The organism is Achromobacter sp. Root170, from assembly GCF_001428165.1.
GTDB lineage: Bacteria > Pseudomonadota > Gammaproteobacteria > Burkholderiales > Burkholderiaceae_B > Achromobacter > Achromobacter mucicolens.
The window spans coordinates 284,780-311,191 of sequence record NZ_LMHN01000017.1 but is presented as its reverse complement, the minus strand read 5'-3'; the positions used below and the strand labels follow the sequence as shown (position 1 = coordinate 311,191).

At 67.6% G+C, this 26,412-nt stretch carries 20 protein-coding genes and 5 pseudogenes; 5 read left to right on the top strand and 20 right to left on the bottom strand.

The window, feature by feature from the left end; all coding sequences use genetic code 11:
• Positions 1-75: 75 nt before the first annotated feature.
• The 3 genes from ASD87_RS22200 to tkt form a co-directional block, all read right to left on the bottom strand.
• Positions 76-1,272: a phosphoglycerate kinase gene (locus ASD87_RS22200; protein WP_056326655.1), complete on the bottom strand. Its 1,197-nt coding sequence runs from the start codon at positions 1,270-1,272 to the stop codon at positions 76-78.
• A gap of 93 nt (positions 1,273-1,365) precedes the next feature.
• Positions 1,366-2,376: a type I glyceraldehyde-3-phosphate dehydrogenase gene (gene gap, locus ASD87_RS22195; RefSeq protein WP_056326654.1), complete on the bottom strand. Its 1,011-nt coding sequence runs from the start codon at positions 2,374-2,376 to the stop codon at positions 1,366-1,368.
• Between the two features lie 15 nt (positions 2,377-2,391).
• On the bottom strand, positions 2,392-4,428 hold the full coding sequence (tkt, locus tag ASD87_RS22190; protein WP_056326653.1) for a transketolase: 2,037 nt from the start codon (positions 4,426-4,428) through the stop codon (positions 2,392-2,394).
• A gap of 206 nt (positions 4,429-4,634) precedes the next feature.
• Here tkt and ASD87_RS22185 point away from each other — a divergent pair, with 206 nt between their 5' ends.
• Positions 4,635-5,366, top strand: a complete 732-nt coding sequence (locus ASD87_RS22185) for a 16S rRNA (uracil(1498)-N(3))-methyltransferase (protein ID WP_056326652.1) — start codon at positions 4,635-4,637, stop codon at positions 5,364-5,366.
• Position 5,367: 1 nt separating this feature from the next.
• Here the strand turns inward: ASD87_RS22185 and ASD87_RS22180 are convergent, their stop codons facing one another.
• From ASD87_RS22180 to ASD87_RS22155, 7 genes and pseudogenes are all read right to left on the bottom strand, one after another.
• Entirely contained in the window at positions 5,368-5,835 is a 468-nt protein-coding gene (locus tag ASD87_RS22180) for a barstar family protein (protein WP_056326651.1), read from the bottom strand.
• Positions 5,832-7,061, bottom strand: coding sequence for a patatin-like phospholipase family protein (locus ASD87_RS22175; RefSeq protein ID WP_062838766.1), 1,230 nt, complete (start codon positions 7,059-7,061; stop codon positions 5,832-5,834). Before ASD87_RS22175 ends, ASD87_RS22180 begins: the two co-directional genes overlap by 4 nt.
• Positions 7,042-8,343 (bottom strand): annotated as a pseudogene (locus ASD87_RS22170) (phosphate acyltransferase); the annotation flags it as partial. The pseudogene ASD87_RS22170 and the gene ASD87_RS22175, both read right to left, overlap by 20 nt.
• Before the next feature lies 1 nt (position 8,344).
• Positions 8,345-8,739: pseudogene (locus tag ASD87_RS27025) on the bottom strand (malic enzyme-like NAD(P)-binding protein); the annotation flags it as partial.
• Between the two features lies 1 nt (position 8,740).
• Positions 8,741-9,650, bottom strand: a pseudogene (locus tag ASD87_RS22165) (malic enzyme-like NAD(P)-binding protein); the annotation flags it as partial.
• A gap of 99 nt (positions 9,651-9,749) precedes the next feature.
• Positions 9,750-9,989, bottom strand: a pseudogene (locus tag ASD87_RS27675) (NADP-dependent malic enzyme); the annotation flags it as partial.
• 132 nt (positions 9,990-10,121) lie between these two features.
• The gene (locus tag ASD87_RS22155; RefSeq protein ID WP_056326647.1) at positions 10,122-11,033 is read right to left on the bottom strand and encodes a hypothetical protein; all 912 of its coding nucleotides are present in this window, start codon (positions 11,031-11,033) and stop codon (positions 10,122-10,124) included.
• A 43-nt stretch (positions 11,034-11,076) separates the two neighbouring features.
• On the opposite strand from ASD87_RS22155, the gene ASD87_RS22150 reads away from it, so the two are divergent.
• Complete coding sequence (locus tag ASD87_RS22150) at positions 11,077-12,237, top strand: pyridoxal phosphate-dependent aminotransferase (RefSeq protein WP_056326645.1); 1,161 nt, start codon at positions 11,077-11,079, stop codon at positions 12,235-12,237.
• A 59-nt stretch (positions 12,238-12,296) separates the two neighbouring features.
• Here the strand turns inward: ASD87_RS22150 and ASD87_RS22145 are convergent, their stop codons facing one another.
• The gene (locus ASD87_RS22145) at positions 12,297-13,115 is read right to left on the bottom strand and encodes a lytic transglycosylase domain-containing protein (RefSeq protein ID WP_056326644.1); all 819 of its coding nucleotides are present in this window, start codon (positions 13,113-13,115) and stop codon (positions 12,297-12,299) included.
• Between the two features lie 81 nt (positions 13,116-13,196).
• Here ASD87_RS22145 and ubiD point away from each other — a divergent pair, with 81 nt between their 5' ends.
• Positions 13,197-14,741, top strand: coding sequence for a 4-hydroxy-3-polyprenylbenzoate decarboxylase (gene ubiD, locus ASD87_RS22140; protein WP_056326642.1), 1,545 nt, complete (start codon positions 13,197-13,199; stop codon positions 14,739-14,741).
• Between the two features lie 67 nt (positions 14,742-14,808).
• Here ubiD and ASD87_RS22135 read toward each other — a convergent pair whose 3' ends face one another.
• From ASD87_RS22135 to ASD87_RS22095, 9 genes and pseudogenes are all read right to left on the bottom strand, one after another.
• Positions 14,809-15,171 carry a hypothetical protein gene (locus ASD87_RS22135; protein WP_056326640.1) on the bottom strand — a complete coding sequence of 121 codons (363 nt, stop codon included), beginning with the start codon at positions 15,169-15,171 and terminating at the stop codon, positions 14,809-14,811.
• Positions 15,172-15,174: 3 nt separating this feature from the next.
• Positions 15,175-15,591, bottom strand: coding sequence for a phage holin family protein (locus ASD87_RS22130; RefSeq protein ID WP_056326639.1), 417 nt, complete (start codon positions 15,589-15,591; stop codon positions 15,175-15,177).
• A 68-nt stretch (positions 15,592-15,659) separates the two neighbouring features.
• Positions 15,660-15,977, bottom strand: a complete 318-nt coding sequence (locus ASD87_RS22125) for a YqjD family protein (protein WP_056326638.1) — start codon at positions 15,975-15,977, stop codon at positions 15,660-15,662.
• An 83-nt stretch (positions 15,978-16,060) separates the two neighbouring features.
• On the bottom strand, positions 16,061-16,786 hold the full coding sequence (locus ASD87_RS22120) for a hypothetical protein (protein WP_056326637.1): 726 nt from the start codon (positions 16,784-16,786) through the stop codon (positions 16,061-16,063).
• Between the two features lie 108 nt (positions 16,787-16,894).
• Complete coding sequence (locus ASD87_RS22115; RefSeq protein WP_056326635.1) at positions 16,895-19,612, bottom strand: nitrate reductase; 2,718 nt, start codon at positions 19,610-19,612, stop codon at positions 16,895-16,897.
• A gap of 21 nt (positions 19,613-19,633) precedes the next feature.
• Positions 19,634-20,836, bottom strand: a pseudogene (locus ASD87_RS22110) (NAD(P)/FAD-dependent oxidoreductase); the annotation flags it as partial.
• Between the two features lie 12 nt (positions 20,837-20,848).
• The gene (locus ASD87_RS22105; RefSeq protein ID WP_056326630.1) at positions 20,849-21,730 is read right to left on the bottom strand and encodes an ABC transporter ATP-binding protein; all 882 of its coding nucleotides are present in this window, start codon (positions 21,728-21,730) and stop codon (positions 20,849-20,851) included.
• A gap of 4 nt (positions 21,731-21,734) precedes the next feature.
• On the bottom strand, positions 21,735-22,565 hold the full coding sequence (gene ntrB, locus ASD87_RS22100) for a nitrate ABC transporter permease (protein WP_056326628.1): 831 nt from the start codon (positions 22,563-22,565) through the stop codon (positions 21,735-21,737).
• A gap of 26 nt (positions 22,566-22,591) precedes the next feature.
• Entirely contained in the window at positions 22,592-23,890 is a 1,299-nt protein-coding gene (locus ASD87_RS22095) for a CmpA/NrtA family ABC transporter substrate-binding protein (protein ID WP_156403490.1), read from the bottom strand.
• Between the two features lie 405 nt (positions 23,891-24,295).
• On the opposite strand from ASD87_RS22095, the gene ASD87_RS22090 reads away from it, so the two are divergent.
• Positions 24,296-24,877 (top strand): ANTAR domain-containing response regulator, encoded by a 582-nt coding sequence (locus tag ASD87_RS22090; RefSeq protein ID WP_056326624.1) that lies wholly within the window; start codon positions 24,296-24,298, stop codon positions 24,875-24,877.
• Positions 24,878-24,992: 115 nt separating this feature from the next.
• Positions 24,993-26,402: a siroheme synthase CysG gene (cysG, locus tag ASD87_RS22085; RefSeq protein ID WP_056326621.1), complete on the top strand. Its 1,410-nt coding sequence runs from the start codon at positions 24,993-24,995 to the stop codon at positions 26,400-26,402.
• Positions 26,403-26,412 lie beyond the last annotated feature (10 nt).

The window sequence follows — 26,412 nt, the reverse complement described above, 5'->3', positions numbered from 1 at the left end:
TCAAGGGCGGTGCAAGGTAAATCAATCCGGGTGTCTGACACCTGCCGGCCGTCAGACACCCGTCACACCGCGGGATCAGCCCGCGGCGCGGTCTTGCAGCACTGCCACGGCCGGCAGGGTCTTGCCTTCCAGGAATTCCAGGAAGGCGCCGCCGCCGGTGGAGATGTAGCCGACCTGCTCGCCGATCTTGTACTTGGCGATGGCGGCCAGGGTGTCGCCGCCGCCGGCGATCGAGAAGCCTTCGGAGTCGGCGATGGCGCGGGCGACCACTTCCGTGCCATTGGCGAACTGGTCGAATTCGAACACGCCCACCGGGCCGTTCCAGACGATGGTGCCGGCCTTCTTGAGGATCTCGGCCAGTTGCGCCGCGGTCTGCGGGCCGATGTCCAGGATCATGTCGTCGTCGGCCACGTCGGTGGCCGCCTTCACGGTGGCCTCGGCGTCTGCGCCGAACGACTTGGCGCACACCACGTCAACGGGAATCGGCACGGCCGCGCCGCGCTTTTTCATGATGTCGATGACGGCGCGGGCCTGCTCGACCTGATCGGGCTCGGCCAGCGACTTGCCGATGGACAGGCCGGCGGCCAGCATGAACGTGTTGGCGATGCCGCCGCCCACGACCAGTTGGTCGACCTTGTCGGCCAGCGATTGCAGGATCGACAGCTTGGTCGACACCTTGGAGCCGCCCACGATCGCGACCAGCGGACGCTTCGGTTCGTGCAGCGCGCGGCCCAGGGCGTCAAGTTCGGCTTCCAGCAGCGGGCCGGCGCAGGCCACGGGGGCAAAGCGCGCGATGCCGTGCGTGGTGGCTTCGGCGCGATGCGCCGTGCCGAAGGCGTCGTTGACGTACACGTCGCACAGCGCGGCCATCTTCTTGGCAAGCGCCTCGTCGTCCTTCTTTTCGCCGACGTTCACGCGGCAGTTTTCCAGCAGCACGACCTGGCCGTGATCGACCTTCACGCCATCGACCCAGTCGCGCACCAGCGGCACGGGCATGCCCAGCAGTTCGGACAGGCGCTGGCCGACCTTGGCAAGCGAATCGGCGTCAGTCAAGACGCCTTCTTTGGGGCGGCCGAGGTGGGACGTGACCATCACGGCGGCGCCGGCGTCCAGCGCCAGGCGGATGCCGGGCACCGAGGCGCGGATGCGGGTGTCTTCGCTGATGCGGCCGGCGTCATCGAACGGGACGTTCAGGTCGGCGCGGATGAACACACGCTTGCCGGACAGGGCGCCGGCCTTGGCCAGCGCGGACAGGGTTTGGACCTTGGACATAGTTGGATTCCTTCGGTAGGCGAACAAAGGGGACGAACCCATTTTCCGCAATGGCGGAAAACAAATCCGTCCCCTTATGGACTGGCGGCGTGCTTACTTGGCCGACATCAGCGCGACGGTGGTGTCGAGCATGCGGTTCGAGAAGCCCCACTCGTTGTCGTACCAGGACGAGACCTTGACCAGACGCCCCGAGACCTTGGTCAGCGACGCGTCAACGGTGCTGGAGGCCGGGTTGTGGTTGTAGTCGACCGAGACCAGGGGTTCGGTGTTGTAGTCCAGGATGCCCTTGAGCTCGCCTTCCGAGGCGGCCTTCAGGATGCCGTTCACTTCTTCGGCGGTCGTGTCGCGGCTGGCCACGAACGACAGGTCGACCAGCGACACGTTGATGGTCGGGACGCGGATGGCGTAGCCGTCCAGCTTGCCGTTCAGTTCCGGCAGGACCAGGCCCACGGCGGCGGCGGCGCCGGTCTTGGTGGGGATCATGCTCATCGTGGCCGAACGGGCGCGGCGCAGGTCTTCGTGATAGACGTCGGTCAGGACCTGGTCGTTCGTGTAGGCGTGAACGGTGGTCATCAGGCCGTTTTCCAGACCCAGCTTGTCGTTCAGCGGCTTGACCAGGGGGGCCAGGCAGTTGGTGGTGCACGACGCGTTGGAGATGACGGTGTCGGTCGACTTCAGCACGCCGTGGTTGACGCCGTAGACGATGGTGGCGTCGACATCCTTGCCGCCGGGGGCCGAGATGATGACTTTCTTGGCGCCGCCCTTGATGTGCGCGCCGGCCTTTTCCTTGGTGGTGAAAAAGCCCGTGCATTCCAGCACGACGTCGACCTTCAGGTCGCCCCACGGCAGTTCGGCCGGGTTGCGGTTGGCCAGCACGCGGATCTTGTCGCCGTTGACGACCATGAACTCGCCGTCGACTTCGACGGTGCCCGGGAACTTGCCGTGGGCGGTGTCGTAGCGCGTCAGGTGCGCGTTCGTCTTGGGATCGCCCAGGTCGTTGATGGCGACGATTTCGATATCGTGCTTCTTGCCACCTTCGTAGTGGGCACGCAGGATGTTGCGGCCGATGCGACCGTAACCGTTGATGGCGACGCGAATGGTCATGACTAAGCTCCTTTTTTACAAAACTTGCTTGACGGTCTCGGCCACCTTGTCGGCGGTCAGCCCGAAGAACTTGAACAGGGCGCCGGCCGGCGCGGACTCGCCGTAGCGGTCGATGCCGACCACGGCGCCTTCCAGGCCCACGTACTTGTGCCAGAAGGCGGTGACGCCGGCCTCGACGGCCACGCGCGGCAGGCCCTTGGGCAGCACGGATTGCTTCCAGGCGGCGTCCTGCTTGTCGAAGACGTCGGTGCTGGGCATGGAGACCACGCGCACGGCAATGCCTTCCTTGGCCAGCTGCGCCTGCGCGTCCAGCGCGATGGCGACTTCAGAGCCGGTGGCGATGATGACGGCGCGGGCGCCTTCGGCGTCGCGCAGCACGTAGCCGCCGCGGGCAATGGCGTCCACGGTGGCCGCGTCGCGCTGCACGAAGGGCAGGTTCTGGCGCGACAGCAAGAGGGCCGTCGGGCCGCCGTCATGCACGTCCATGCCGATGCTGGCCGGACGCGTCACGGCGGCGTTCCAGGCCACGGCGGTCTCGGCCGTATCGCAAGGACGCCACAGCGACAGGTTGGGGATGAGGCGCAGGCTGGCCGCGTGCTCGATCGACTGGTGGGTCGGGCCGTCTTCGCCCAGGCCGATGGAGTCGTGCGTGAACACGTGGACGACGCGCTGCTTCATCAGCGCGGCCATGCGGATGGCGTTGCGCGAGTAGTCCGAGAACGTGAGGAACGTGCCGCCGAACGGCAGGTAGCCGCCGTGCAGCGCGATGCCGTTCATGATGGCGGCCATGCCGAATTCGCGCACGCCGTAGTTGATGTGGCGGCCGAACTGGATGCCCTTGTCGCCGGCGCGAACGGCGCCAACGCCCTTCCAGTCGGTGAAGTTCGAGCCGGTCAGGTCGGCCGAGCCGCCCAGCATTTCCGGCAGCATCGGCGCCAGCGCGGCGATGGCGAATTGCGAGGCCTTGCGGGTGGCGACGGTCTCGCCCTTTTCCAGCGTGGCCGACAGGAAGGCCTTGAACTGGTCCGCGTAGCCCTCGGGCATCTCGCCCTTCATGCGGCGCGTGAATTCGGCGGCTTCGGCGGGGAATTCGGCGGCGTAGGCGTCAAAGCGCTTCTGCCATTCGCCCTGGGCTTCGGCGCCCTGCTTGCGGCCGTCCCAGCCGTCGTAGATGTCTTGCGGAATCTGGAAGGGTTCGGACGACCAGCCCAGCGCGGCGCGCGTGGCGGCGATTTCGTCCTTGCCGAGCGGCGCGCCGTGCACGTTGTGCGTGCCGGCCATGTTGGGCGAACCCTTGCCGATCACGGTACGGCAGACGATCAGCGTGGGCTTGTCCGACTGCGCACGCGCGGCCTTGATGGCGGCGTCCACGGCAGCCACGTCATGGCCGTCCACGCCGCGGATGACGTTCCAGCCGTAGCCTTCGAAACGCTTGGCGGTGTCGTCGGCGAACCAGTGTTCGACGTGGCCGTCGATGGAGATGCCGTTGTCGTCGTACAGCACGACCAGCTTGCCCAGCTTGAGGGTGCCGGCCAGCGAGCACACTTCATGCGAGATGCCTTCCATCAGGCAGCCGTCGCCGGTGAACGCGTAGGTGTGGTGATCGACGAGCGTGTGGCCCGGCTTGTTGAATTCGGCGGCGAGCAGCGCTTCGGCGAGCGCCATGCCCACGGCGTTGCCCAGACCCTGGCCCAGCGGACCGGTGGTCGTTTCCACGCCCGGGGTGATGCCCACTTCGGGGTGACCCGGCGTCTTGGAATGCAACTGGCGGAAATTCTTGAGTTCTTCGATCGGCAGGTCGTAGCCCGTCAGGTGCAGCAGGGCGTAGATCAGCATCGAACCGTGGCCGTTGGACAGCACGAAGCGGTCGCGGTTGGCCCAGGCGGGATCCTTGGGATTGTGGCGCAGGTTGCCGGCCCACAAGGCTTGGGCGATTTCCGCCATGCCCATGGGAGCACCCGGATGCCCGGAGTTCGCTTGTTGCACGGCATCCATCGCGAGGGCGCGGATGGCATCCGCCAAGGCAAGTTTAGGGGCGGTCGGATTGCTCATTCGGAAGGCTCTTTGAAACTGGCGCGTCTACGACAAGAAATAGGGCCAGTTGAGTAGGTTGCGAAGCAGGTGATTTTAGCATCAGGGGATTTCCCGGAGGCCATCGGCCGGATGCCCTATGTAATCGCGGGTTTCAGGGTGATCGGCAAGCGATGGTAGGCTACGCGTACTCCGTCAGTCCCCTATCATTTCGAGTCCCCTTCCCCATGCCCGCCCCCCGTTTCTACTGCGACGCCCCGCTGGCCGCCGGCGCCCGCATCGCCCTGCCGGAAGCGCTTGCCCATCACGCGCTGCGCGTGCTGCGCCTGCGCGCCGGCGAAACCGTCACGCTGTTCAATGGCCAGGGCGGCGAATACCCCGCGGTGCTGGAAGTCGAGGGCAAGGCCGGCTTTGCCCAGCTGGGCGACTTCAACCCTCGTGAAGCCGAACTGGGCGGACGCATCACGCTGGCCCAGGGCCTGCCCTCGGGCGACAAGATGGATTGGGTGGTGGAAAAGGCCGTGGAACTGGGCGCGGCCCGGGTCAGCCCGATCGCGGCGCAGCGCAGCGTGCTGCAGTTGTCGGGCGCGAGGCTGGAAAAGCGTGTCGGGCACTGGCAGCGCATCGCGCAATCGGCCGCAGAACAATGCGGCCGCAACCGTCTGATGGCCGTTGATGCGCCGCAGTCGCTGGAAGACTGGCTGGCCCAGCCCGCCGACGGATTACGCGTGCTGTGCCACCCGGAAGCCACCGACGACCTGGCCACCGCGCTGCAAGGCGCATCGGATCAGACGTCCATCACCCTGCTGGTCGGCCCGGAAGGCGGCTGGTCGGACAAGGAACTGGACGCGGCCCGCAAGGCCGGCGTGCGCGCCGTGCGCTTTGGCCCCCGGGTGCTGCGCACCGAGACGGCCGGCCTGGCGCTGCTGTCGGCGGTCAGCGCCCTGCGCGGCTGGTAGGTCAGTCGTTTTCGCCGTAGGGCGCCGCGGCCACGCCGGGCTCGGGATCGGGATGCTTGCCGGCGTGCTCGATCACATACGCAAACACGCGGCCGTTTTCGTGCGCGAAATCCGCCGCGTCGGAGCAGACGGTTTCGATGCGGCCGGCGTCTTCTGCCAACGCCGGGTCGCCGGAATGCAGGCGATACAGCCACAGCACCACGCCGGATTTGTGGTCCAGCACCGTGTCGCACAGGCAATCGTAGAGGGCGTCCAGGTTGCCGCCGAAGTATTCGGGGAAATCCACCGCCTTGACGATGGCGCGCAAGACCGCTGAGCGGCTGCGGCAGGGGTCGCAATTGGCAACAAACAAGGACAGGCCAAGCTCATGCGCGGCGTCCACCACGGCCTTCTTGTCCAGCCCGTCGTGAGCCAGCGCTCCGCCGCGCATCAGCTGCCGCTGCAAACTCGATTGGCCATTGCGCGTCATGCCTGAGCCTCCCTGAAAAAGGCGATCACTTCGTCGTTACGTCGCATCGTATCGGCATAACCCAGTTCGATCAATCGCTTGGTGTAGCCGGCTTCGAACAGCAGGTAGGACATCAGCGCCCCTCCCCCCGGACGGTGTGGATCGGACGATACACCGAGTACGCGGAAAAGCGCACGCGCCTGTGCCGGCATGTCGTGCAAATGCTCAAGCGCCATCAGATCCAGCGACTGGCTGGGGGTGATGGTCAGCACCTCGATGCGGCGCACGGCGGGCGGCACGCCCTTCGGGTCGGCGTGGTCCATCAGGTAGTTGATGCGTTCCAGGCGCTCGACATCCGCGGACAGGCCGTCCAGGAAGATGCTGGACAACGCATGTCCGCCCACCTGCGCCAGCGACGGATACGGGGGCGAATCCTCGCGATTTTCCGGATGGGTGTCGTCGCGGTAGCCGGTGCCGATCACCAGCACGCGGTGCGCGCCCAGGTGGATCGCCGGACTGATCGGCGCCAGCTGGCGCATCGAACCGTCGCCGCACCATTCGCCCTTGCCGTGAACCTGCACCTGACGCGCCGGAAAGACGAAGGGAATGGCCGACGACGCCATCAGGTGCTCGATACCGATGGGCGTGGGGATCGCCAGCCGCAGGTAGCGGTGCCAGGGTTCAATGGGAGTGTGCGCCTGATAGAACGTCAGATGCTCGCCGCTGGTGTAGCCCGACGCGGTGATGGCCAGCGCGGACAGCGACCCGCCTTCCAGGTTGGCGCGCAGGTTGTGAAAGTCGAGCACCCGCTCCAGCAGCCCTTGCATGGGGGCATTGTCCAGCAGCGAGTGCGGGCGCTTGCGCGTCAGGCCCGAATACATCCAGCCCAGCGACAAGAGGCCCAGCCATCGCACGCCGGTGCGGATGAGGCCCGGCGCGTCGGCCCGGTAGATCATGTCGGTGTTCAGCGACGACCACAGGCGGCGGATGCGCCGCACGCCCAGATGCGGCCGGTCGGCGCGGCACGCCAGCGCCGCGGCGTTGATCGCGCCGGCCGAGGTGCCGCAAATGATGTCGAAGGGGTTCTGAAAACGGGAGTGCCAGTCGGGGTCCAGCAGCTCCATGATGGCGCTGAGCACCCCCACCTGGTACGCGGCGCGTGCGCCGCCGCCCGTCAGGACCAGGCCGGTGGGCGTGCGCGGGCACGACCCGCCGGCCGGCTTGACTTCAACGCGGTGTATTGACATCGACCACCGTCATCGCGGTCATGTTGACGATGCGGCGCACGGTGGAGCTGGAGGTCAGAATGTGCACGGGCGCGTTGGCGCCCAGCAGGAAGGGCCCCACCGCCACGTTGCCGCCCGCGGCCGTCTTGAGCAGGTTGTACGCGATGTTGCCCGAGTCCACGTTCGGACACACCAGCAGGTTAGCTTCGCCCTTGAGCGTGGAGGACGGCAGGATGCGCATGCGCAGCGCCTCGTCCAGCGCGCAGTCGCCGTGCATCTCACCGTCGATTTCCAGGTCGGGATCCATCTGGCGCACCAGCTCCAGCGCGCGGCGCATCTTGGCGCCCGATGCCGAACTGCCCGATCCGAAATTGCTGCGCGACAGCAGCGCGGCCTTGGGCGCCAGGTACATGCGGCGCATCTCGCGCGCGGCGGCCACGGTGAATTCGGCGATTTGCTCGGCCGTCGGTTCGTCGTTCACGTGCGTATCCACCAGCACCACCGTGCGCTCGTTGAGCAGCAGGATGTTCATGGCGGCGTACACGTTGTGGCCGGGACGGCGGCCGATCACTTCGTCCACGAAACGCAGGTGGTCGTGATACGCGCCGACGGACCCGCAGACCATGCCGTCGGCATCGCCCAGGTGCACCATCATTGCGCCGATCAGCGTCATGCGGCGGCGCATTTCCACACGCGCCATTTCCTTGGTGATGCCGCGGCGGCACATGCGTTCCCAATACGTCGTCCAGTACTGGTGGAAGCGCTCGTCGTATTCGGGGTTGGTGACTTCGACGTCCTCGCCCAGACGCAGGCGCAGGCCCAGCTTTTCGATGCGGGTCAAGAGCACCGACGGCCGGCCCACCAGGATCGGACGGGCCAGGCCTTCATCCACCACCACCTGCACGGCGCGCAGCACGCGTTCGTCCTCGCCTTCGGCGAACACGATGCGGGCGGGGCCGCCTTCGCGCACGATGCGCTTGGCCGCCGAGAACAGCGGCTTCATGAACGCGCCGGAGTGGTACACGAACTGCTGCAGCTGTTCCTCGTAGGCTTCCAGGTCGGCCAGCGGGCGCGTGGCCACGCCGCCTTCCATCGCGGCCTTGGCCACCGCCGGCGCGATGCGCACGATGAGGCGCGGATCGAACGGCTTGGGGATCAGGTATTCAGGGCCGAACGAGATGTCATACGTGCCGTAGGCCGCAGCGACGACTTCGTTCTGCTCTTCTTCGGCCAGGTCGGCAATGGCATGCACCGCCGCCATTTCCATCTCGCGCGTGATGGTCGTGGCGCCCACGTCCAGCGCNTCGGCCAGCGGGCGCGTGGCCACGCCGCCTTCCATCGCGGCCTTGGCCACCGCCGGCGCGATGCGCACGATGAGGCGCGGATCGAACGGCTTGGGGATCAGGTATTCAGGGCCGAACGAGATGTCATACGTGCCGTAGGCCGCAGCGACGACTTCGTTCTGCTCTTCTTCGGCCAGGTCGGCGATGGCATGCACCGCCGCCATTTCCATCTCGCGCGTGATGGTCGTGGCGCCCACGTCCAGCGCGCCGCGGAAGATGTACGGAAAGCACAGCACGTTGTTGACCTGGTTCGGRTAGTCCGACCGGCCCGTGGCCATCACCACGTCGTCGCGCACGCCGTGCGCCACTTCCGGCAGGATTTCCGGCGTGGGGTTGGCCAGCGCCAGGATCAGCGGNGAACGGCTTGGGGATCAGGTATTCAGGGCCGAACGAGATGTCATACGTGCCGTAGGCCGCAGCGACGACTTCGTTCTGCTCTTCTTCGGCCAGGTCGGCRATGGCATGCACCGCCGCCATTTCCATCTCGCGCGTGATGGTCGTGGCGCCCACGTCCAGCGCGCCGCGGAAGATGTACGGAAAGCACAGCACGTTGTTGACCTGGTTCGGGTAGTCCGACCGGCCCGTGGCCATCACCACGTCGTCGCGCACGCCGTGCGCCACTTCCGGCAGGATTTCCGGCGTGGGGTTGGCCAGCGCCAGGATCAGCGGGCGCGGGCCCATGGCGGCCACCATTTCCGGCTTGAGTACGCCGCCGGCCGACAGGCCCAGGAACACGTCGGCGTCCTGGATCACGTCGGCCAGCTTGCGGGCGTCGGTCTTTTGCGCAAAGCGCGCCTTGTCCGGGTCCATCAGCGTGGTGCGGCCTTCATAGACCACGCCTTCGATATCGGTGACCCAGATGTTTTCCAGCGGCAGGCCCAGGTCCACCATCAGGTCCAGGCACGCCAGCGCCGCGGCGCCCGCGCCGGACGTGACGACCTTCACCTTCTTGATGTCCTTGCCCACGACCTTCAGGCCGTTGATGAAGGCTGCCGACACGCAGATCGCCGTGCCGTGCTGGTCGTCGTGAAAGACCGGAATCTTCATGCGCTCGCGCAGCTTGCGCTCGACGGTGAAGCATTCCGGCGCCTTGATGTCTTCGAGGTTGATGCCGCCGAAGGTGGCTTCCAGGCCGGCGATGATCTCGACCAGCTTGTCCGGGTCGGTTTCGTTGATTTCGATGTCAAAGACATCCAGGCCGGCGAACTTCTTGAACAGCACGGCCTTGCCTTCCATGACGGGCTTGGAGGCCAGCGCGCCGATGTTGNTCGTTGATTTCGATGTCAAAGACATCCAGGCCGGCGAACTTCTTGAACAGCACGGCCTTGCCTTCCATGACGGGCTTGGAGGCCAGCGCGCCGATGTTGCCCAGGCCCAGCACCGCGGTGCCGTTGGTGATGACGCCCACCAGATTGCCGCGGGCGGTGTAGCGGTACACGTTGGCCGGGTCGGCCACGATTTCCTCACAGGCCGCCGCCACGCCGGGCGAATACGCCAGCGCCAGATCGCGCTGGTTCGTCAGTTGCTTGGTCGGCGTGACCGAGATTTTGCCGGGGCGCCCGTGCTCGTGATATTCAAGGGCGGCTTTGCGAAGGTTGGCATCCATAGGGCGGCTACTGGCTAGAGTGTGTGACACGAAAGAGGGAGAAATTCTATTCCCATGCCGGGCGGCGCGATACGCGGGCCTCGCGCTTTCTTGAGGTCGAGCGCCGAAATCTTACAGTAAGCTGAACGTTTGTCAGACTTCCGGCCACAGGAATTCCGGGAAGCAGCCGTCCGGGTCGAACAACGTCTTGACCCGTCCGTCCAGCCGGACGGTGGCCAGCCCGGGGGCCGCCGGCCCGGGGCGGGAAGCGGGCTCGTCCACGGCCTGAGCGTCGTTGCCAGGCGGCACGTCGGTCAACACCGCACCTTGCAACCAGACGAGCGTGCCGCCGTGGCCCAACAGCAATTGCGCCAGATTGACGGTGGCCGGCGCCTCGGGCTTGAGCGCATCCAGCCGGTAGCGGCCCAGCCAGTGACAGCCGTCGTGGGTGGCGAACGCGTCGCCGCCGGAGGCCAGCTGGAACAGCGCGGGCACCAGGCGCTGGACGGTGGCCGAGCGCAGGGGCTGGACATCGGCCTCGCCAAACGCCCCCAGCGTTTCCTCGACGCCATCGGCCAGCAGCACGTCCGCCGCCGCAAGGCCCGAGGCCGCGCAATGGCCCGCCGGCCAGGCAGCCGGCGCCGCCACCCATTGAGCCAGCGTCATGTCGCCCGGCAACCCGGCAAATTGCCGCAGGCCGGCGCTGGCCAGCTCGGCCAAGGTCACGCCCGGCTGCGCGTGCCAGCGGGGCGTGCCGCCCGCCAGCCGCGTCAACCCGGTCAGCAGCACGGGATCGACCCGCAGGCGAGGCCGGGCGGAGGGCGCGAACGGTCCCGCCGCGCCCTCCAGTTCCAGGACTACCCGGTATTCGGCGCACAATTTGCGGGCCTGCACGACGTCGGCGCCGCGGACGGGCGTCAAGACGGCGCACGTGCCGTCTGCGCCGCCCTCGCCCAGGTCGCGGACCTTGCCCTGGCACACCAGCGCCAGGCGTTGCACGAAGGCCGCCCACGGCGTCTGGACGGGCCGACGTCCCAGGAGGAAGGCGCGCCGGGATGGCTGCATGACTACAATTCCTTTTTTGCTAGATGACGCTTTCGAGATTCCGATGCCCCGCCTTGCCACCCGCACTCACGATTTCCTGACGTTCCAGGTGATGGAACTGTTCAAGCAGGCGCAGGCGCTGCAGGCGGCCGGAAGAGACATTATCAGCCTGGGCATCGGCGAACCGGACTTTACCGCGCCCCCTCAGGTCGTGGAAGCGCTGGACCGCGCCGCGCGCGCGGGCCTGAGCGGCTACAGCCCGGGCGCGGGGATCGCCCCGCTGCGCGAAGCCATTGCGCAGTTCTACCGCGACCAGTTCGGCGCCGCCATCGATCCGCGCCGCGTCATCGTCACCGCGGGTGCCTCGGGCGCCCTGACGCTGGCTTGCGCGGCGCTGGTCAACACGGGCGGCGAGGTGCTGATGCCCGATCCGTCGTATCCCGCCAACAGCAATTTCGTGCTGGCTGCGGGCGGCGTGCCCCGCCTGATTCCCAGCACGGCCGACAAGCGCTTCCAGTTGTCCGCCGACGATGTGGCGCGCCACTGGACGCCGGCCACGCAAGGCGTGATGGTGGCCTCGCCCAGCAATCCCACCGGCACCTCGATCGCCCACGGCGAACTGGCCGAGCTACTGGCGCAGGTGCGCGCCCGCGACGGCTTTGCCATCGTCGACGAAATCTATCTGGGTCTGTCGTACGACGGCCAGCCGCGCTCGGCCTTGACGCTGGACGACGACGTCATCGTCATCAACAGCTTTTCCAAGTACTTCCACATGACGGGCTGGCGCCTGGGCTGGATGGTCGTGCCGGACGACATGGTCGCGCCGGTGGAAAAGATTGCCTCCAGCCTGGCGATCTGCGCGCCCACGTTGGCCCAGCACGCCGCGCTCGCCTGCTTTACCCCCGCCGCGCTGAAGATCTTCGAGCACCGGCGCGAGGCCTTCAAGCAGCGCCGCGACTACCTGCTGCCGCAATTCGAACGCCTGGGCATCGACGTGCCGGTCAAGCCGGACGGCGCCTTCTATATCTATGCGGATATCAGCAGCCTGGGCATGGACAGCGCCGCGTTCTCGCAGCGCCTGCTGCTGGAAGCCGGCGTGGCCGCGGTGCCGGGCCTGGACTTCGGACCGGCGCACGCCGCCCACACCATGCGTTTTTCCTACGCCACCGGCCTGGATCGCCTGGAAGAGGCGGTGGCCCGGATGGGCGTGCTGCTGCAACGCTGACCGGACGAAAAAAAGCGCGCCCCAATGGGGCGCGCCTGGTGCCGGAGCAGGACGCAGGATCAGTCGCGTGCCAGCGCGATGCCCGAGGCGAGCGCCAGGCGGCGGCGTTCCGCCTGCACCTTCGCCCCATAGCCGTTGTCGTCCGGACCGGTGGACCCCACGTAACACGCCAGGCCGCCGTCCACGGAACCGCGGCGGTTGATGCAGTCGCGCAGGATCGTGGCGCCCACGCCGATGTTGGCGGCCGGGTCCAGCGGGTTCTTGCCGACCGCGTCAAACTTGTCCTGGTGCACGCTGGTCATGACCTGCATCAGGCCCTGCGCGCCCACGTGGCTTTCGGCCAGGGGGTTGTAGCGCGATTCGATGGCGATCACGGCCAGGACCAGCAAGGGGTCAAGCTGCTTTTCGCGGCTGACCTTGTACACGGTGTTCAACAGCGGGCCGGTCGCGTCATACGCGACCTTGTATTTGCGCGAGATATAGTTGCGCAGTGCTTCCGCCTGTGGCCCCGTGGCCGCCGAAGCGGTCTTCTTGGGCGCGGGCGGCGCGAGTCGGGCCGGCCCCAGCATGCCGGTGGCGTTGCTGATAGGGGCGGCGGGTACGGCCATGGCAATTGCCGACGACGTGTCGGCACCCAGTTCGGAGCCGGCTTCGGATTCGGAGCTGGCCTGCATGGATGAAGGCGCGAGGGCGGTCAACAAGGCTTTGTGCACTTGCAATGCCTGGTCGCGCAAACCAGGCAGGGCGAATCCCATGCTTACCGTCACAATGACCGCAATGCCCAGATAGACAGAGCAAATGCGCAGGGATTCGGCAAGATATTGGTGCACTCCTTGGGCCATATTCCTGAACAGGCTGGCCACTGACGCATCGGGCATAAAACCTCCTGCGTAAAAAAGAGGGAGTCAATGTTAACCTCTCTTTGAACCTGAAATGTAACCAAATCGCTGGGATCTGTAGTGAAATACCGCGACCTTAGAGACTTCATCGCCCAACTTGAACGCATGGGCGAGCTCAAACGCATTGCCGCGCCGGTGTCGACGCAGCTTGAAATGACGGAGATTTCCGACCGCGTGCTGCGGGCCGAAGGCCCCGCCCTGCTGTTCGAAAACGCCCGCCACAACGGCCAGCCCGCGCAGATGCCGGTGCTGGCCAATCTGTTCGGCACCCCCGCGCGCGTGGCGCGCGGCATGGGTGCCGACGACGTCAGCGCGCTGCGCGACATCGGAGAGCTGCTGGCCTCGCTGCGCGAGCCCGAGGCGCCCAAGGGCCTGCGCGATGCGCTGGCCAAGGTGTCGATGCTGAAGTCCGCGCTGTGGGACATGAGCCCCAAGAACGTCAAGAGCCCCGCCTGCCAGGAAATCGTCTGGGAAGGCAAGGACGTGGACCTGACGCGCCTGCCCATCCAGACCTGCTGGCCGGGCGACGTGGCGCCGCTCTTGACCTGGGGCCTGGTGATCACGCGCGGCCCCAACGCCAAGCGCCAGAACCTGGGCATCTACCGCCAGCAGTTGCTGGGGCCGAACAAGCTCATCATGCGCTGGCTGTCGCATCGCGGCGGCGCGCTGGATTTCCGCGACCACGCGATCGCCAACCCCGGCACGCCCTTTCCCATCGCCGTGGCGTTGGGCGCCGATCCGGCCACCACGCTGGGCGCCGTCACGCCGGTGCCGGACAGCCTGTCCGAATACCAGTTCGCGGGCCTGCTGCGCGGCTCGCGCACCGAAGTCGCGCAGGCGCTGGGCAGCAACCTGTCCGTGCCGGCCTGGGCCGAGATCGTGCTGGAAGGCCATTTGCTGCCCTCCTCGGACCCGCGCGCCAACAAGCCCGTCGTCCCCGAAGGCGTCAATCCGCCGCCCGACACCGGCTACGAAATGGCGCTGGAAGGCCCGTACGGCGACCACACCGGTTACTACAACGAGCAGGATTGGTTCCCGGTCTTCACGGTCGAGCGCATCACGATGCGCCGCAATCCGATCTATCACTCCACCTACACCGGCAAGCCGCCCGACGAGCCCGCCGTGCTGGGCGTGGCGTTGAACGAGGTCTTTGTGCCGCTGCTGCGCCGCCAGCTGCCGGAAATCGTGGACTTCTACCTGCCGCCCGAAGGCTGCAGCTATCGCCTGGCCGTGGTGTCGATCCGCAAACAGTACGCGGGCCACGCCAAGCGCGTCATGTTCGGCCTGTGGAGCATCCTGCGCCAGTTCATGTACACCAAGTTCATCGTGGTCGTGGACGAAGACATCAACCCGCGCGACTGGAAGGAAGTGGTCTGGGCGATGACCACCCGCATGGACCCGGTGCGCGACACGCTGCTGGTGGAGAACACGCCGATCGACTACCTGGATTTCGCCTCGCCGGTGTCCGGCCTGGGCGGCAAGATGGGTCTGGACGCCACCAACAAGTGGCCGGGCGAAACCAACCGGGAATGGGGCACGCCCATCACCATGGACGCCGACGTCAAGAAACGCGTGGACGACATGTGGGGGCAGTTGGGGCTGTAGCCGGCTGCTCCGCGCGCAAATAACAAAGCCCCGTCAACGGGGCTTTGTCTTTTCAGCTGGCGTCAGTTCAATCGCGTTCCGGATCATCGTCCTGGCGCATGCCGCGCACGGCCTTCAGGATCTGCCAGCCCACGAACGCGCCGCCGGCAAGTTTGAGCAGTTTGCCCCGCTTGCCGCCACGCATGAACATGGCGGACAGCGACGAACTGATGATGGGATAGCGCCGCGCCAGCGTGATGGCCTGCAAGGCCCAGCGGGACGCGCCCCCCGATGCCAGCCCCGGCAGCATGCCGCGGATGAGCGCGCTGGGTTCCAGCCTGCGCCCGGCCGACACGATGTTCTGCGCCAGCGACTCGCGCTCGATTGCCGCACGGGCGCGCAGCAGTTCGATGCGCACGGCGCGGTCGACGGTGGGAGATCGTTTGTGCATGACTCAGAACCCCTCGCGCCGGCGCACCGCCGTCTCGTCGTCGGCTTGGGCTTCGCGCACCCTGTCCAGCAGCTCCGCATCGCGGCCCAGCTCTTCGAGCGTGGCCGAAAACGGCGCCGGTCCGTAGACGAGTCCGTGGCGCACCACCAGCAGCAGCACCACGCCAGCAACACCATAGAACCCCGCCAGCAGGCCAAGGGCCAGATAGCGGTCTTCCGTGGGCCAGAACGCCACGGCGATGGTGATGGTAGCCACCAGCACCGCCAGCGTCAGAAATAGCAGGGCCGCAAACGCCAGACCCAGCAGCTTGAGCAGGCGCGCCTTTTCGTCCGCGGCTTCAAGAGCCAGCAGCTCCAACCGCGTGCGCATCAGCCCGACCAGGCTGGAGGCAACACCGAATACAGTTTTTCTTAGACCCATGGCTGAAAGAACGCCGGGCGGCAGGCAGCGGCGTATCGCCGTGCCTGCCGCCCGGACATCCTGCCCTGTCAGCGGCGGCTGATCAGCAAGCCGAGCAGCAGGCCGGTCACGCCTGCCACCCCGATGGCTTGCCAGGGATTGTCGTGCACGTAGTCGTCCGTCGCGCGGGCAGCCTTGCGGCCGCGTTCGAGAACGGCGTCCTGCGCTTCGTACAGCGCCTCACGCGTGCGCCGCAGCGACGTCAGGGCGCGGTCGCGCAGTTCGTTGGCCTTGTCGCCGGTGCTGCTGGCGGCTTCGCGCAGCAGGCTTTCGGCGTCGTTCAGGCTGGTCTTGACACTGTCGATCAGTTTTTCTTTTGCGACGTCTTCGGATTTTCTCGTTGCCATTTTCTGAGCTCCTGTTGTGTGTCCATGACGAGACGATGATACCAGCGGCCAAGCGGGCGCAAACGCCCGCTTGCTACCGGGTGCTACTTGATCTGCGTAATCTCAACGGCGGACTTCACGCCGCCCTGATCGATGTCCTGCTTCATCACCAGATTCACGGCCGGGCAATACCAATCCGTGACCGTCGTGTTCATGCCGGGAATGGGAATGGTCAGGCCCTGGAACGTGGCCATCGTGGGATCCGAATTGCGGGTATAGGTGATCGGGTGGCAAGACTGCTTGCCCAGCGCCGTGGTCAGCGCAGTCTTCTGGCCGACGGTTTTTTCGCCGATGCGCACCGTGGTGCTGGGCTGGCCGCCAACGGGCGCTTCCTTGCCGATCTTCAGGCGAAACGACGAGCCGGGCAGCTTCTGGCCCGAAGCCAGTTTGCCGTCGTAGGCAAAGAGGCCCAGCATGCGCAGGTCGAACTGGCCTTCGGAGGGTTTGGGCGCTTCGCCGGCGGTGGCGTAGCGCAGGAAGGTGGCCTGGCCGCCCTTGACCGTCATCAGGTAATCGAGCTTGGATTTGCCGGGCGGCAGGCCTGCGTAGCTGAACGTGGCCAGGCCCTGCACGCGCGCGCGGCAGTTGTCGCCATTGCTTTTTGTAACCTCGGCAAAAGTCAGGTCGGCGCCCAGCGCCAGATTGCCCGTGCCGGTCAGTTGGACCGAGCCGCCGTCGTGCATGAATTGCGCGTCGCACACGCCGGCCTGCACCGAGGCGGCCGCGCCCAACGCGCCGGCCGCTAGAACCAGGGATGCCAGTTTTCGCATCGTCGTCACAAGCCACTCCAGAAAACGGAAAATGCCGTCCCCGCCTTGAGGGACGGCTGGCTTGATACTACACCGGTTGCCGCGCGCGGCGTATGTCCGAACGTGTCGTCACGCAAGCGCCGCCGCCGGGGCGCGCGTCATCAGCGACCTGATCTCCGGCACACACGAGCCGCAACCGGTGCCGCAGCCCAGCGTGTCCTTCAGCGCCGCCAGGTCGCAACCCTGCTCGATGCCCTTCAGGATGGCCGCTTCGCTTACGCAGTTGCAGACGCAAACCGTCCGGGAGCGCGCCGCGCCCGCGACGCGTCCCATCAGCAGCGCCGCGGTGCTTGCGGGCGCCTCACCGCCTGCCGCCCAGGCCAGCAACGCTTCTTGCGCGCGCAGGTCGCCCGTCAGCAAAAAGGCGCGCAACACGCCCTGCCCGGCCGCGACCCGGCGCAGGCAGCCGCGCGCGGGATCGTCGTATGCGACCTCCGGGCGCCGCAGGTCCAGCGCGTCGGCCAGTTCATGCAGCACGGCGGCATCCGGCGCGACGCGGCTCGCCAGCCGCAGCCGCACGCCCCCGGCGACCGCCGGCAGCACGACGGCGTAGTCGAAACGGCGCAGCCACGGCGCAAGCCGGGCCCGCAACGCCACGGCGTCGCCCTGCCGCCAGGCCGCGGCCTGCCACGCAAGCCCGGCCGGTTCCGCGCGCAATGCGGTGAACTTGAGCTCCGGCTGGCGCGAGACGGGATCGGACGCCGGATTGGTCAGGGCGTTCACGCCCAACCCGGCCATGAAGGCGCCGCCCCAGTGCATCGGCACAAAAGCGTGTCCCGGCCGCAGCGTGTCGTCCGCCTGCACCGGCAGCACCAGACCGCCGCGCCGCGAGTCCAGCCGGGCCAGGTCGCCGGCCGCAAGGCCAAGGCGGCGCATGTCGTCCGGATGCAGCGACACCCACGGCTCCTCGACGTGCTGGATCAGCGCCCGGGCAAGCGAGGTGCGCGCCATGGTGTGCCAGTGATCGCGCAAGCGGCCGGTGGTGAGCTGCAGCGGATAGTCTTCCGAGACCGCTTCGGCCGTCGGCCGCCAGGACACGTCGCAGAATCGGGCCCGGCCGCTCGCCGTGGGAAAGACGCCGTCGGCATAGAGGCGCGGCGTGCCCTGTCCGGCGCGATACGGCCACTGCTGCGGTCCGCCCGCTTCCAGCGCGGCGTAGTCCAGCGCGCTGTAGTCCAGGTCCCGGCCGGCCGTCATGCGCGCGTGTTCGGCGAAGACCTCGCTTTCATCGCGATAGGCGAAAAGACCCGCCTTGTGCGGCGCAATGCGCGCGGCCAGCCGTAGGGCGACCGCCTGCGCCAGCCGCCAGTCCGGCTGCGCGTCGCCGGGCGGCGCGATCGCCGCGCGGACCCGGCTGATGCGCCGCTCTGAATTGGTCACGGTGCCGGACTTCTCGGGCCAGGTCGCCGCCGGCAACACCAGGTCGGCATGGGCCAGCGTCTCGGTGCCGGCATACGCCTCCTGCACGATAACGAACTCGGCGCGCGCCAATGCGGCCCGCACGCGCGCCTGATCGGGCAGCGACTGCGCCGGGTTGGTCGCGGCAATCCACAGGACCTTGATGCGCCCGTCCGCCACGGCGTCGAACATATCGAGCGCCGTGGCGCCCGGCGCGTCGGGCAGACTGTCCACGCCCCACAGCCACGCGACCTCGGCGCGGTGCGCAGCGGACGCCGGATCACGGTGGCCCGGCAGCAGCGTCGCCATGCCGCCGGCCTCTCGGCCGCCCATGGCATTGGGCTGTCCGGTCAGCGAAAACGGCCCCGCGCCGGGACGCCCGATCTGACCCGTGGCCAGATGCAGGTGAATCAGCGCCGCGTTCTTGTCGGTGCCCGCGACCGACTGGTTCAAGCCCATCGTGTACAGCGACAACGCCGCGCCCGCCTTGCCGAACCAGCGCGCAGCCTGGACGATGTCGTCTGCCGGCACGCCGCAGAGGCGCTGCGCCGCCTCGGGCGTGACCGTCTGCACGCGCGCCCGCAGCGCCTCGAAGCCCTCGGTATGGCGCGCGATGTAGTCCTCGTCGGCCAAGCCTTCGCGCAGCATCACGTGCAGCATGGCATTGAAGAGCGCCACGTCCGACCCCGGCGCAATCGGCAGATGCAGGTCGGCAAACGCGGCCGTGTCCGTGCGGCGCGGATCGGCCACGATCACCTTCATGTCCGGACGCTGCGCGCGTGCGGCTTCCAGCCGCCGGAACAGCACCGGATGCGCGTAGGCCATGTTGGACCCGGCGATCAGCACCGTGTCGGCCAGCTCCAGGTCTTCATAGCAGGCGGGCGGCGCGTCCGCGCCCAGCGTGCGCTTGTAGCCCGACACCGCGCTCGACATGCAGAGCCGGGAATTGGTGTCGATGTTGTTGGTGCCCGCCAGCGCCCGCGCCAGCTTGTTGAAGACCGCGTAGTCTTCCGTCAGCAACTGGCCCGACAGATAAAAGCCCACCGAATCGGGCCCATGCTTGGCGATCGCCTCGGCCAGCCGGTCCGCGGCCATGTCCAGCGCGGGCGTCAGCCCGATATCCCGCAGCGGCTCGCCACGGGCCTCGCGCCATTGCGCCGACAGCACGCGCGCGTCATCGCGCCGCACGGTGTCGCCAAGCGCCAGGCCCTTGCTGCAGAGGCGCCCGCGATTCGCCGGATGCGAGTCGTCGCCGCGCACGCCCGCCACCGCGCCGCCGCGCACCTGCACGCGCACCCCGCAGCCCGTGCCGCAATAGCAGCAGATGGACGCGACCTCATGCGCCGCCTCACTGACGATTTCAATCCGTCGCGCCATCGGCATGTCCATGTCCTACTCCCTTGCCGCGCCTTCGCCAAGCATGAGCTGCTCGCGCAGCACGCCGATGCCGGTTCCTTCACGAATGAGCCGCATGTACCACGCGCTGTCCGCCGTATCGCCGTACAGGCAGGCGCCCACCAGCCGGTCGTTCTGGATCACCAGCTTCTTGTAGACGCCGCCCGGCATGTCGGCCAGCGTGATGGTCTCGGTCTGCGCGCCGCCCGCAAAGTCGCCTGCGGAAAACAGGTCGATGCCGGTGACCTTGAGCTTGGTCGACGTGACACTGCCTTCGTATCGGCCGATGCCATGCTGCGCAAGGTGATTGGCCGCGACCTTGGCCTGCTCGAAAAGCGGCGCCACCAGGCCGTATGCCGTGCCGCGATGGCTGACGCATTCGCCCACCGCGTAGATGCGGGGGTCGAAGGTCTGCAAGGTGTCGCTGACCACAACGCCGCGATCCACATGCAGGCCGCAGCGTTGAGCCAGCTCGGTGTTGGGCCGCACGCCCGCCGCCATCACCACCAGGTCGGCGGGGACTTCGGAGCCGTCCGCGAAGCGCACCGCGCGCACGCGCCCGTCCGGCCCGCCGAGGATCGCCTCGGTCTGGTGCTGAAGCAGGAACGTCAGGCCGCGGGCCTCCAGGCTTTCGCGCAGCAGCGCGGCGGCCTCGCCGTCCAGTTGCCGGTCCAGCAACGCCGCGCCCAGATGCACCACCGACACGGCCATGCCACGCGCCGCCAGGCCGTTTGCAGCCTCAAGCCCCAGCAATCCGCCCCCGATCACCACGGCGTGGCGGTATCGCGAGGCGGCGTCGATCATCAGGTTGACGTCGCCAATGTCGCGAAACGCCACCACGCCCGCCAGGTCGTGACCCGGCACCGGCAGGATGAAGGGCTTGGATCCGGTCGCCAGCAACAGCCGGTCGTAAGGCGTGCGCGTGCCGTCGTCGGCCACGACCATCCGCCGCGCGCGGTCGATGCCGGTCACCGTGCACTGGCGCCGCAGGCGGATGCCGTGGCTGGCGTACCAAGCCTCGTCGTTCAGCACGATGTCCTGCAGCGTGCGCTCGCCGGTCAGCACCGGCGACAGCAGGATGCGGTTGTAGTTGGTGTGGGGCTCGGCGCCGAACACCGTGATGTCGTATAGATCGGGCGCGAGCTTGAGCAGCTCCTCCACGGTCCGGATGCCGGCCATGCCGTTGCCGACCACGACCAGCTTCTGCCTGGCTTGCATGACCGCCCTCCCTTACGCGGCGGCGCGCGCCGCTGCTGCGCCGGCTTCCTGCAACGGCGCGGGCACGACGGCAAGCGCGGCGTTGGCCTGGACCGCGGCCTGGGAACGCTCGGGATTGCCGTGCCGGCGATGCAGGAAGTCCACCACGCCCGCGCGGCACGCCAGGTACGTCGGATCGTTGGCCAGCCGCACGCGGTCGCGCGGCCGGGGCAGCGGCACCGGCAGGATCTCGCCGATGGTCGCGGCCGGTCCATTGGTCAGCATGACGATGCGGTCCGACAGCAGCACGGCCTCGTCCACATCGTGCGTGACCATGATGGTGGTCGTGCGGGTCTTGGCCACGATCTTGAGCAGCTCGTCCTGCAGATGCGCGCGCGTCAGCGCATCCAGCGCGCCGAACGGCTCGTCCATCAGCAGCACGCCGGGCTCGATCGCCAGCGCGCGCGCGATGCCCACGCGCTGCTTCATGCCGCCCGAGATCTCGCGCGGCAGCTTGTTCTGCGCCGGCAGCAGGCCCACCAGGTCCAGGGCGGCGCGCGTGCGCTCGGCCAGCTGGGCGCGCTTTTCCGTGGCGCCGAACACCCGCTCGACCGCCAGGTGCACGTTCTGGAAACATGTCAGCCACGGCAGCAGCGAATGGTTCTGGAACACGACCGCGCGGTCCGGACCGGGGCCGGTGATCTCGCGCTCGGCGCACAGCAGCACGCCGCTCGTGGGCCGGGTCAGGCCGGCGATCAGGTTCAGCAAGGTGGACTTGCCGCAGCCGGAGTGGCCGATCAGCGTGATGAACTCGCCCTGCTCGACCGTCAGGTCGATGTCGCGCAGCGCCACGAAGGCGCCCTTGCGGGTATCAAAGGTCTGTCCCACGCGCTCGATGCGTACGAATTTCTTCATGGCGCTATTCCTCGGTGTAGGTGAAACGGCGGGCCAGCGCGACCAGCAGGGTCTCCAGCAGCAGCCCCACGATGCCGATCACGAAAATGGCGATGACGATGTGCTCGACCTTCAGGTTGTTCCACTCGTCCCACAACCAGAAGCCGATGCCCGTGCCGCCCGTCAGCATTTCGGCGGCCACGATCACCAGCCATGCGGTGCCGATGGACAGCCTCACGCCGGTCAGCATGTAGGGCAGCACCGCGGGCAAAAGCACCTTGGTCGTAACCTTCCATTCGGACAGGTTCAGCACGCGCGCCACGTTCAGGTAATCCTGCGGCACGCGCGACACGCCCACCGCGGTGTTGATGATCATCGGCCAGATCGAACAGATGAAGATGGCCCAGATCGCGGCCGGATTGGCCGCCTTGAACAGCAGCAGCCCGAGCGGCAGCCACGCCAGCGGCGACACCGGCCGCAAAAGGCTGACGATGGGCGAGAACATCGCGCGCACCGCGGCGTAGCGGCCGATCGCAAAGCCCACGGGGATGCCGACCAGCGCCGCCAGCCCGAATCCCGCCGCCACGCGTTCCAGCGAGGCCAGCAGGTTCCAGCCGATGCCCTTGTCGTTCGGACCGTTGTCATAGAACGGATCGGCGAACAGTTCCACGGCCGCATGCCACGTGACCCCGGGCGTCGGAATCTCCGGGATGCGCATCGCCACCACCTGCCAGACCAGCACAAAGAGCGCAAAGCCGGCAACCGGCCCCACCACGGCCTTCAACGCCGATTCCAGGCGTTCCCGCCACAGCGCGGCAAATTCGCTGCCGCGGCTTGTCATCGTTACGGTAGACATCGCCAGTCCCCTTCTCGTAGCGGCCGTCAGGCCTTGACCTTGAAACCGTCGGCATAGGCCGCGGGATTGCTGCCGTCCCAGACCACGCCGTCGATCAGCGTGGACGTGCGCGTTTCACTGGCAGGCAGCGCAACGCCCGCGGCCTGCGCCGCCTGCTTGTAGAGGTCGATGCGGTTGATCTGCGTGGCAATCGCCTGGTAGTCCGGGTGTTCCTTGAGCAAGCCCCAGCGCTTGTGCTGCGTCAGGAACCACATGCCGTCGCTCAGGTACGGAAAGTTGGCGGCGCCGTCGGCGTAAAAGCGCATGGCGTGCGCGTCCGACCATTTCTTGCCCAAGCCGTCGTCGTAGTGCCCCAGCATGCGGTCCACGATGCCGCTGGCGTCCGTGTTGACGTAGGACTTGGCGGCGATGGTCTCGGCCGTCTTGCGGCGGTTTTCGGGCGACGCGTCGATCCACTTGCCGGCTTCCAGGATCGCGGCCGTGACGGCGCGCGCGGTGTTCGGGTTGCGGTTTACGAAATCGGCGCTGGCGCCCAGGACCTTCTCGGGATGGTCCGTCCAGATGCCCTGCGACGTCACCGTGGTGAAGCCGATCTTGTCCATGATGGCGCGCGCGCCCCAGGGCTCGCCCACGCAGTAGCCATCCATGTTGCCCACCCGCATGTTGGCCACCATCTGCGGCGGCGGCACGGTGATCACCTTGGCGTCCTTCATGGGATTGATGCCATGCGCCGCCAGCCAGTAATACAGCCACATCGCGTGCGTGCCGGTCGGAAAGGTCTGCGCGAACGTGTACTCGCGCTTGTCCGCGGCCATCAGCTTGGCGAGCGATTCGCCGTCGCGCGCCCCGGCTTCAAGCAGTTTGTTCGATAGGGTGATGGCCTGGCCGTTCTGGTTCAGGCTCATCAGCACGGCCATGTCCTTCTTCGGTCCGCCAATGCCCAGGTGCACGCCGTAGACCAGGCCGTACAGCACGTGCGCCATGTCCAGCTCGCCGTTCATGAGCTTGTCGCGCACGGCGGCCCACGAGGCTTCCTTGGATGGCGTGATCTTGACGCCGTATTTCTTGTCGATGCCCAGCACCGACGCCATCACCACCGATGCGCAGTCGGTCAGCGGGATGAACCCGATCTTCACCTCGGTCTTTTCCGGCGCGTCGGTGCCCGCCGCCCACGCGCCGGCGCGCACCAGCGGGTCGACCAATGAAAGCAGACCGGCGCCAGCCACCGCGCGCGCCGTGCCGCTGAGCCATTTGCGGCGGCCGGCATTGGCGGTCATGTCGGCGCGGGCGGCGTCGGTCGAGGGACTGCGGGTCATAGGCGTCATGCGAGGCTCCTTGCGGGTGGCGGCAAAAAAAAACGTTCCGCGCGCCACGGATTTCTATCCAGTGGCGCAGCGGAACGTCGTTGTCCCTGGCCGCGTGATGCGGCGCGTTGCGTCGGGCGACCGCCGTTGGCCGCCCCGACTTCACTCAAGCAATCGCCGTGCCAGATTTCTGGCGGTCTGCGCAAACCGCGCCGCAACCCGCGCCAGCGCTGGCGATGCGCCCAACCCGCGCCGGTCTGGCCTCGCCGGGCTGAATCAGGGGCGGAGCCAAGTTGGTGCGCAGTCTGATGCCGCACCGCACCATCGCTGTGCGGCGCACGCCCCGCCATCGTGCGCGCGCGCCCCGCGCCGCGCGCGGCAACGATGGCATGGAACTTGCATCAGTCATCGCACAGGGGGTGTTTCATGTTGAAGGTCATGCTGCTCAACGATGGCGAGGGACGCGCGGCGTCGCTGCGGCAAACGCTTGCCGCGGCGGGCGTGCACGTTGTGGCCGAGGTCGCGCCGGGCACGGACCTGGCCGCCAGCATCGCGCAGTCCGCCGCCGACGTGGTGCTGATCGACAGCGACGCCCCCGGCCGCGACACGCTGGAGAACATCTGTGTGGCCAGTTCGCACAGCGACCGCCCGGTCGTGATGTTCACCGACGACGGCAATCGCGAGACCATCCGCACGGCCTTGCGCGCAGGCGTTGCCGCCTACGTGGTCGGGGACGTGCCGGCCGCCCGCATCGAACCCCTGCTGACCGTGGCGATCGAGCGCTTCGCCATGGAGAAAACCCGGCGCGAGGAATTGCGCGAGGCGCAACTGCGGCTGGCGGACCGGCAGTGGGTGGAAAAAGCCAAGGGTATCCTGATGAAGACGCGCGCCGTGACCGAGGACGAGGCCCACCGGCTGCTGCGCGAGCGCGCCATGCAGAGCCAGAAGCGGCTGGGCGAGGTCGCCCGCGAGGTCGTCGAGATGAGCCAATGGCTGGGCAGCGCCTGACGGGCAGCCAAATAAGTTATGGCTATATGAAATAAAGAAATCAAAAGTTGTGGGGATGAGAGCCCGTCCCTATCATCGACCCACATTGAGCCGGGTGCGCCCGAGGCTGGCATACATGAAGCTTTTCCCGATTTTTGCCGATCTGACAGACCGGCTGGTACTCGTTGTTGGCGGCGGCGCGGTCGCCGAGCGCAAGACCCTGGCCCTGCTGGAAGCCAGCGCAAACGTGGTCGTGGGCGCGCCGGCACTGACGCCCGCGCTGGCGGCGCTTGTGTCCGAGGGCCGCGTGCGCCACCTGCCCGGGACGTTCAACCCCGATTGGCTGCAAGACGTCTGGCTGGTGGTGGCCGCCACCGACGATCGGACGGTCAATGCCGCGGTGTCCCAGGCCGCCGAGGCGCGCCGTATTTTCAGCAACGTGGTGGACGACCCCGAACTGTCGTCCTTCCAGGTGCCGTCCATCGTAGACCGCTCCCCCGTCATCGTCGCCATTTCGTCGTCGGGCGTGGCGCCCGTGCTGGCGCGCCGCATCCGCGAACGCATCGAGTCGCTGTTCGACCACACGCTGGGCCAGCTGGCCGGCCTGGCCGCCGTCTACCGCAAGCGCATTCGCGCCAGCCACCCCGACCTGGGCGCGCGCCGGCGCTTCTACGACTGGCTGCTGGACGGCCCGGTGGCGGGTTTTCTGCGCCAGCAGCAGCCGGCGCAGGCCGAGGCCGCGCTGGCCGACGCGTTAGCCGCGCCGATTGCGCCCGCCGAGGGCAGCGTCGTGCTGGTGGGCGCGGGGCCGGGCGATCCGGGCCTCTTGACGCTCAAGGCCTTGCGCGCGCTGAACGAAGCCGATGTCATTCTTTACGACCGTCTGGTCAGCGACGAGGTCATGTCGCTGGCCCGGCGCGACGCCGAACGCGTGCCGGTGGGCAAGCTGCCCGGCGAAAACCACCACGCCACGCAGGCGCGCATCCATGGTCTGCTGGTGGAATACGCGCAGGCGGGCCGCCGCGTGGTACGGCTCAAGGGCGGCGACGCCTTCATTTTTGGCCGCGGCGGCGAGGAACTGGAGTTTTTGCGCGCGCATGGCGTGCGCTATGAGGTGGTGCCCGGCATCACCGCGGCGCTGGCCTGTGCGGCCTATGCCGGCATTCCGCTGACGCACCGCGAACACGCCCAATCGGTGCGCCTCATCACCGCGCATTGCCGCGAAGACGAAGACAACCTGGATTGGCCCGCGCTGGCGCGCGAAAAGCAGACCTTGGCGTTCTACATGGGGGTGGGCCAGCTTGATCTGCTGACGCAGCGCCTGCTGCGCCACGGCCGCTCGCCAGACACGCCGTTCGCACTGATCGAGAACGGCAGCCGGCCCGAACAGCGCGTGGTGACCGGGCGGCTCGCGCAACTGCCGGAACTGGCCCGCGACCATGCCGTCCGCTCTCCCGCCCTGCTGATCGTGGGCGAGGTCGCCGGCTTGGCGCCCCAATTGCACTGGTTCGGCCAGCATCTGGGGCAGCCGACGCTGACGGCCTAGAACCGCTGTC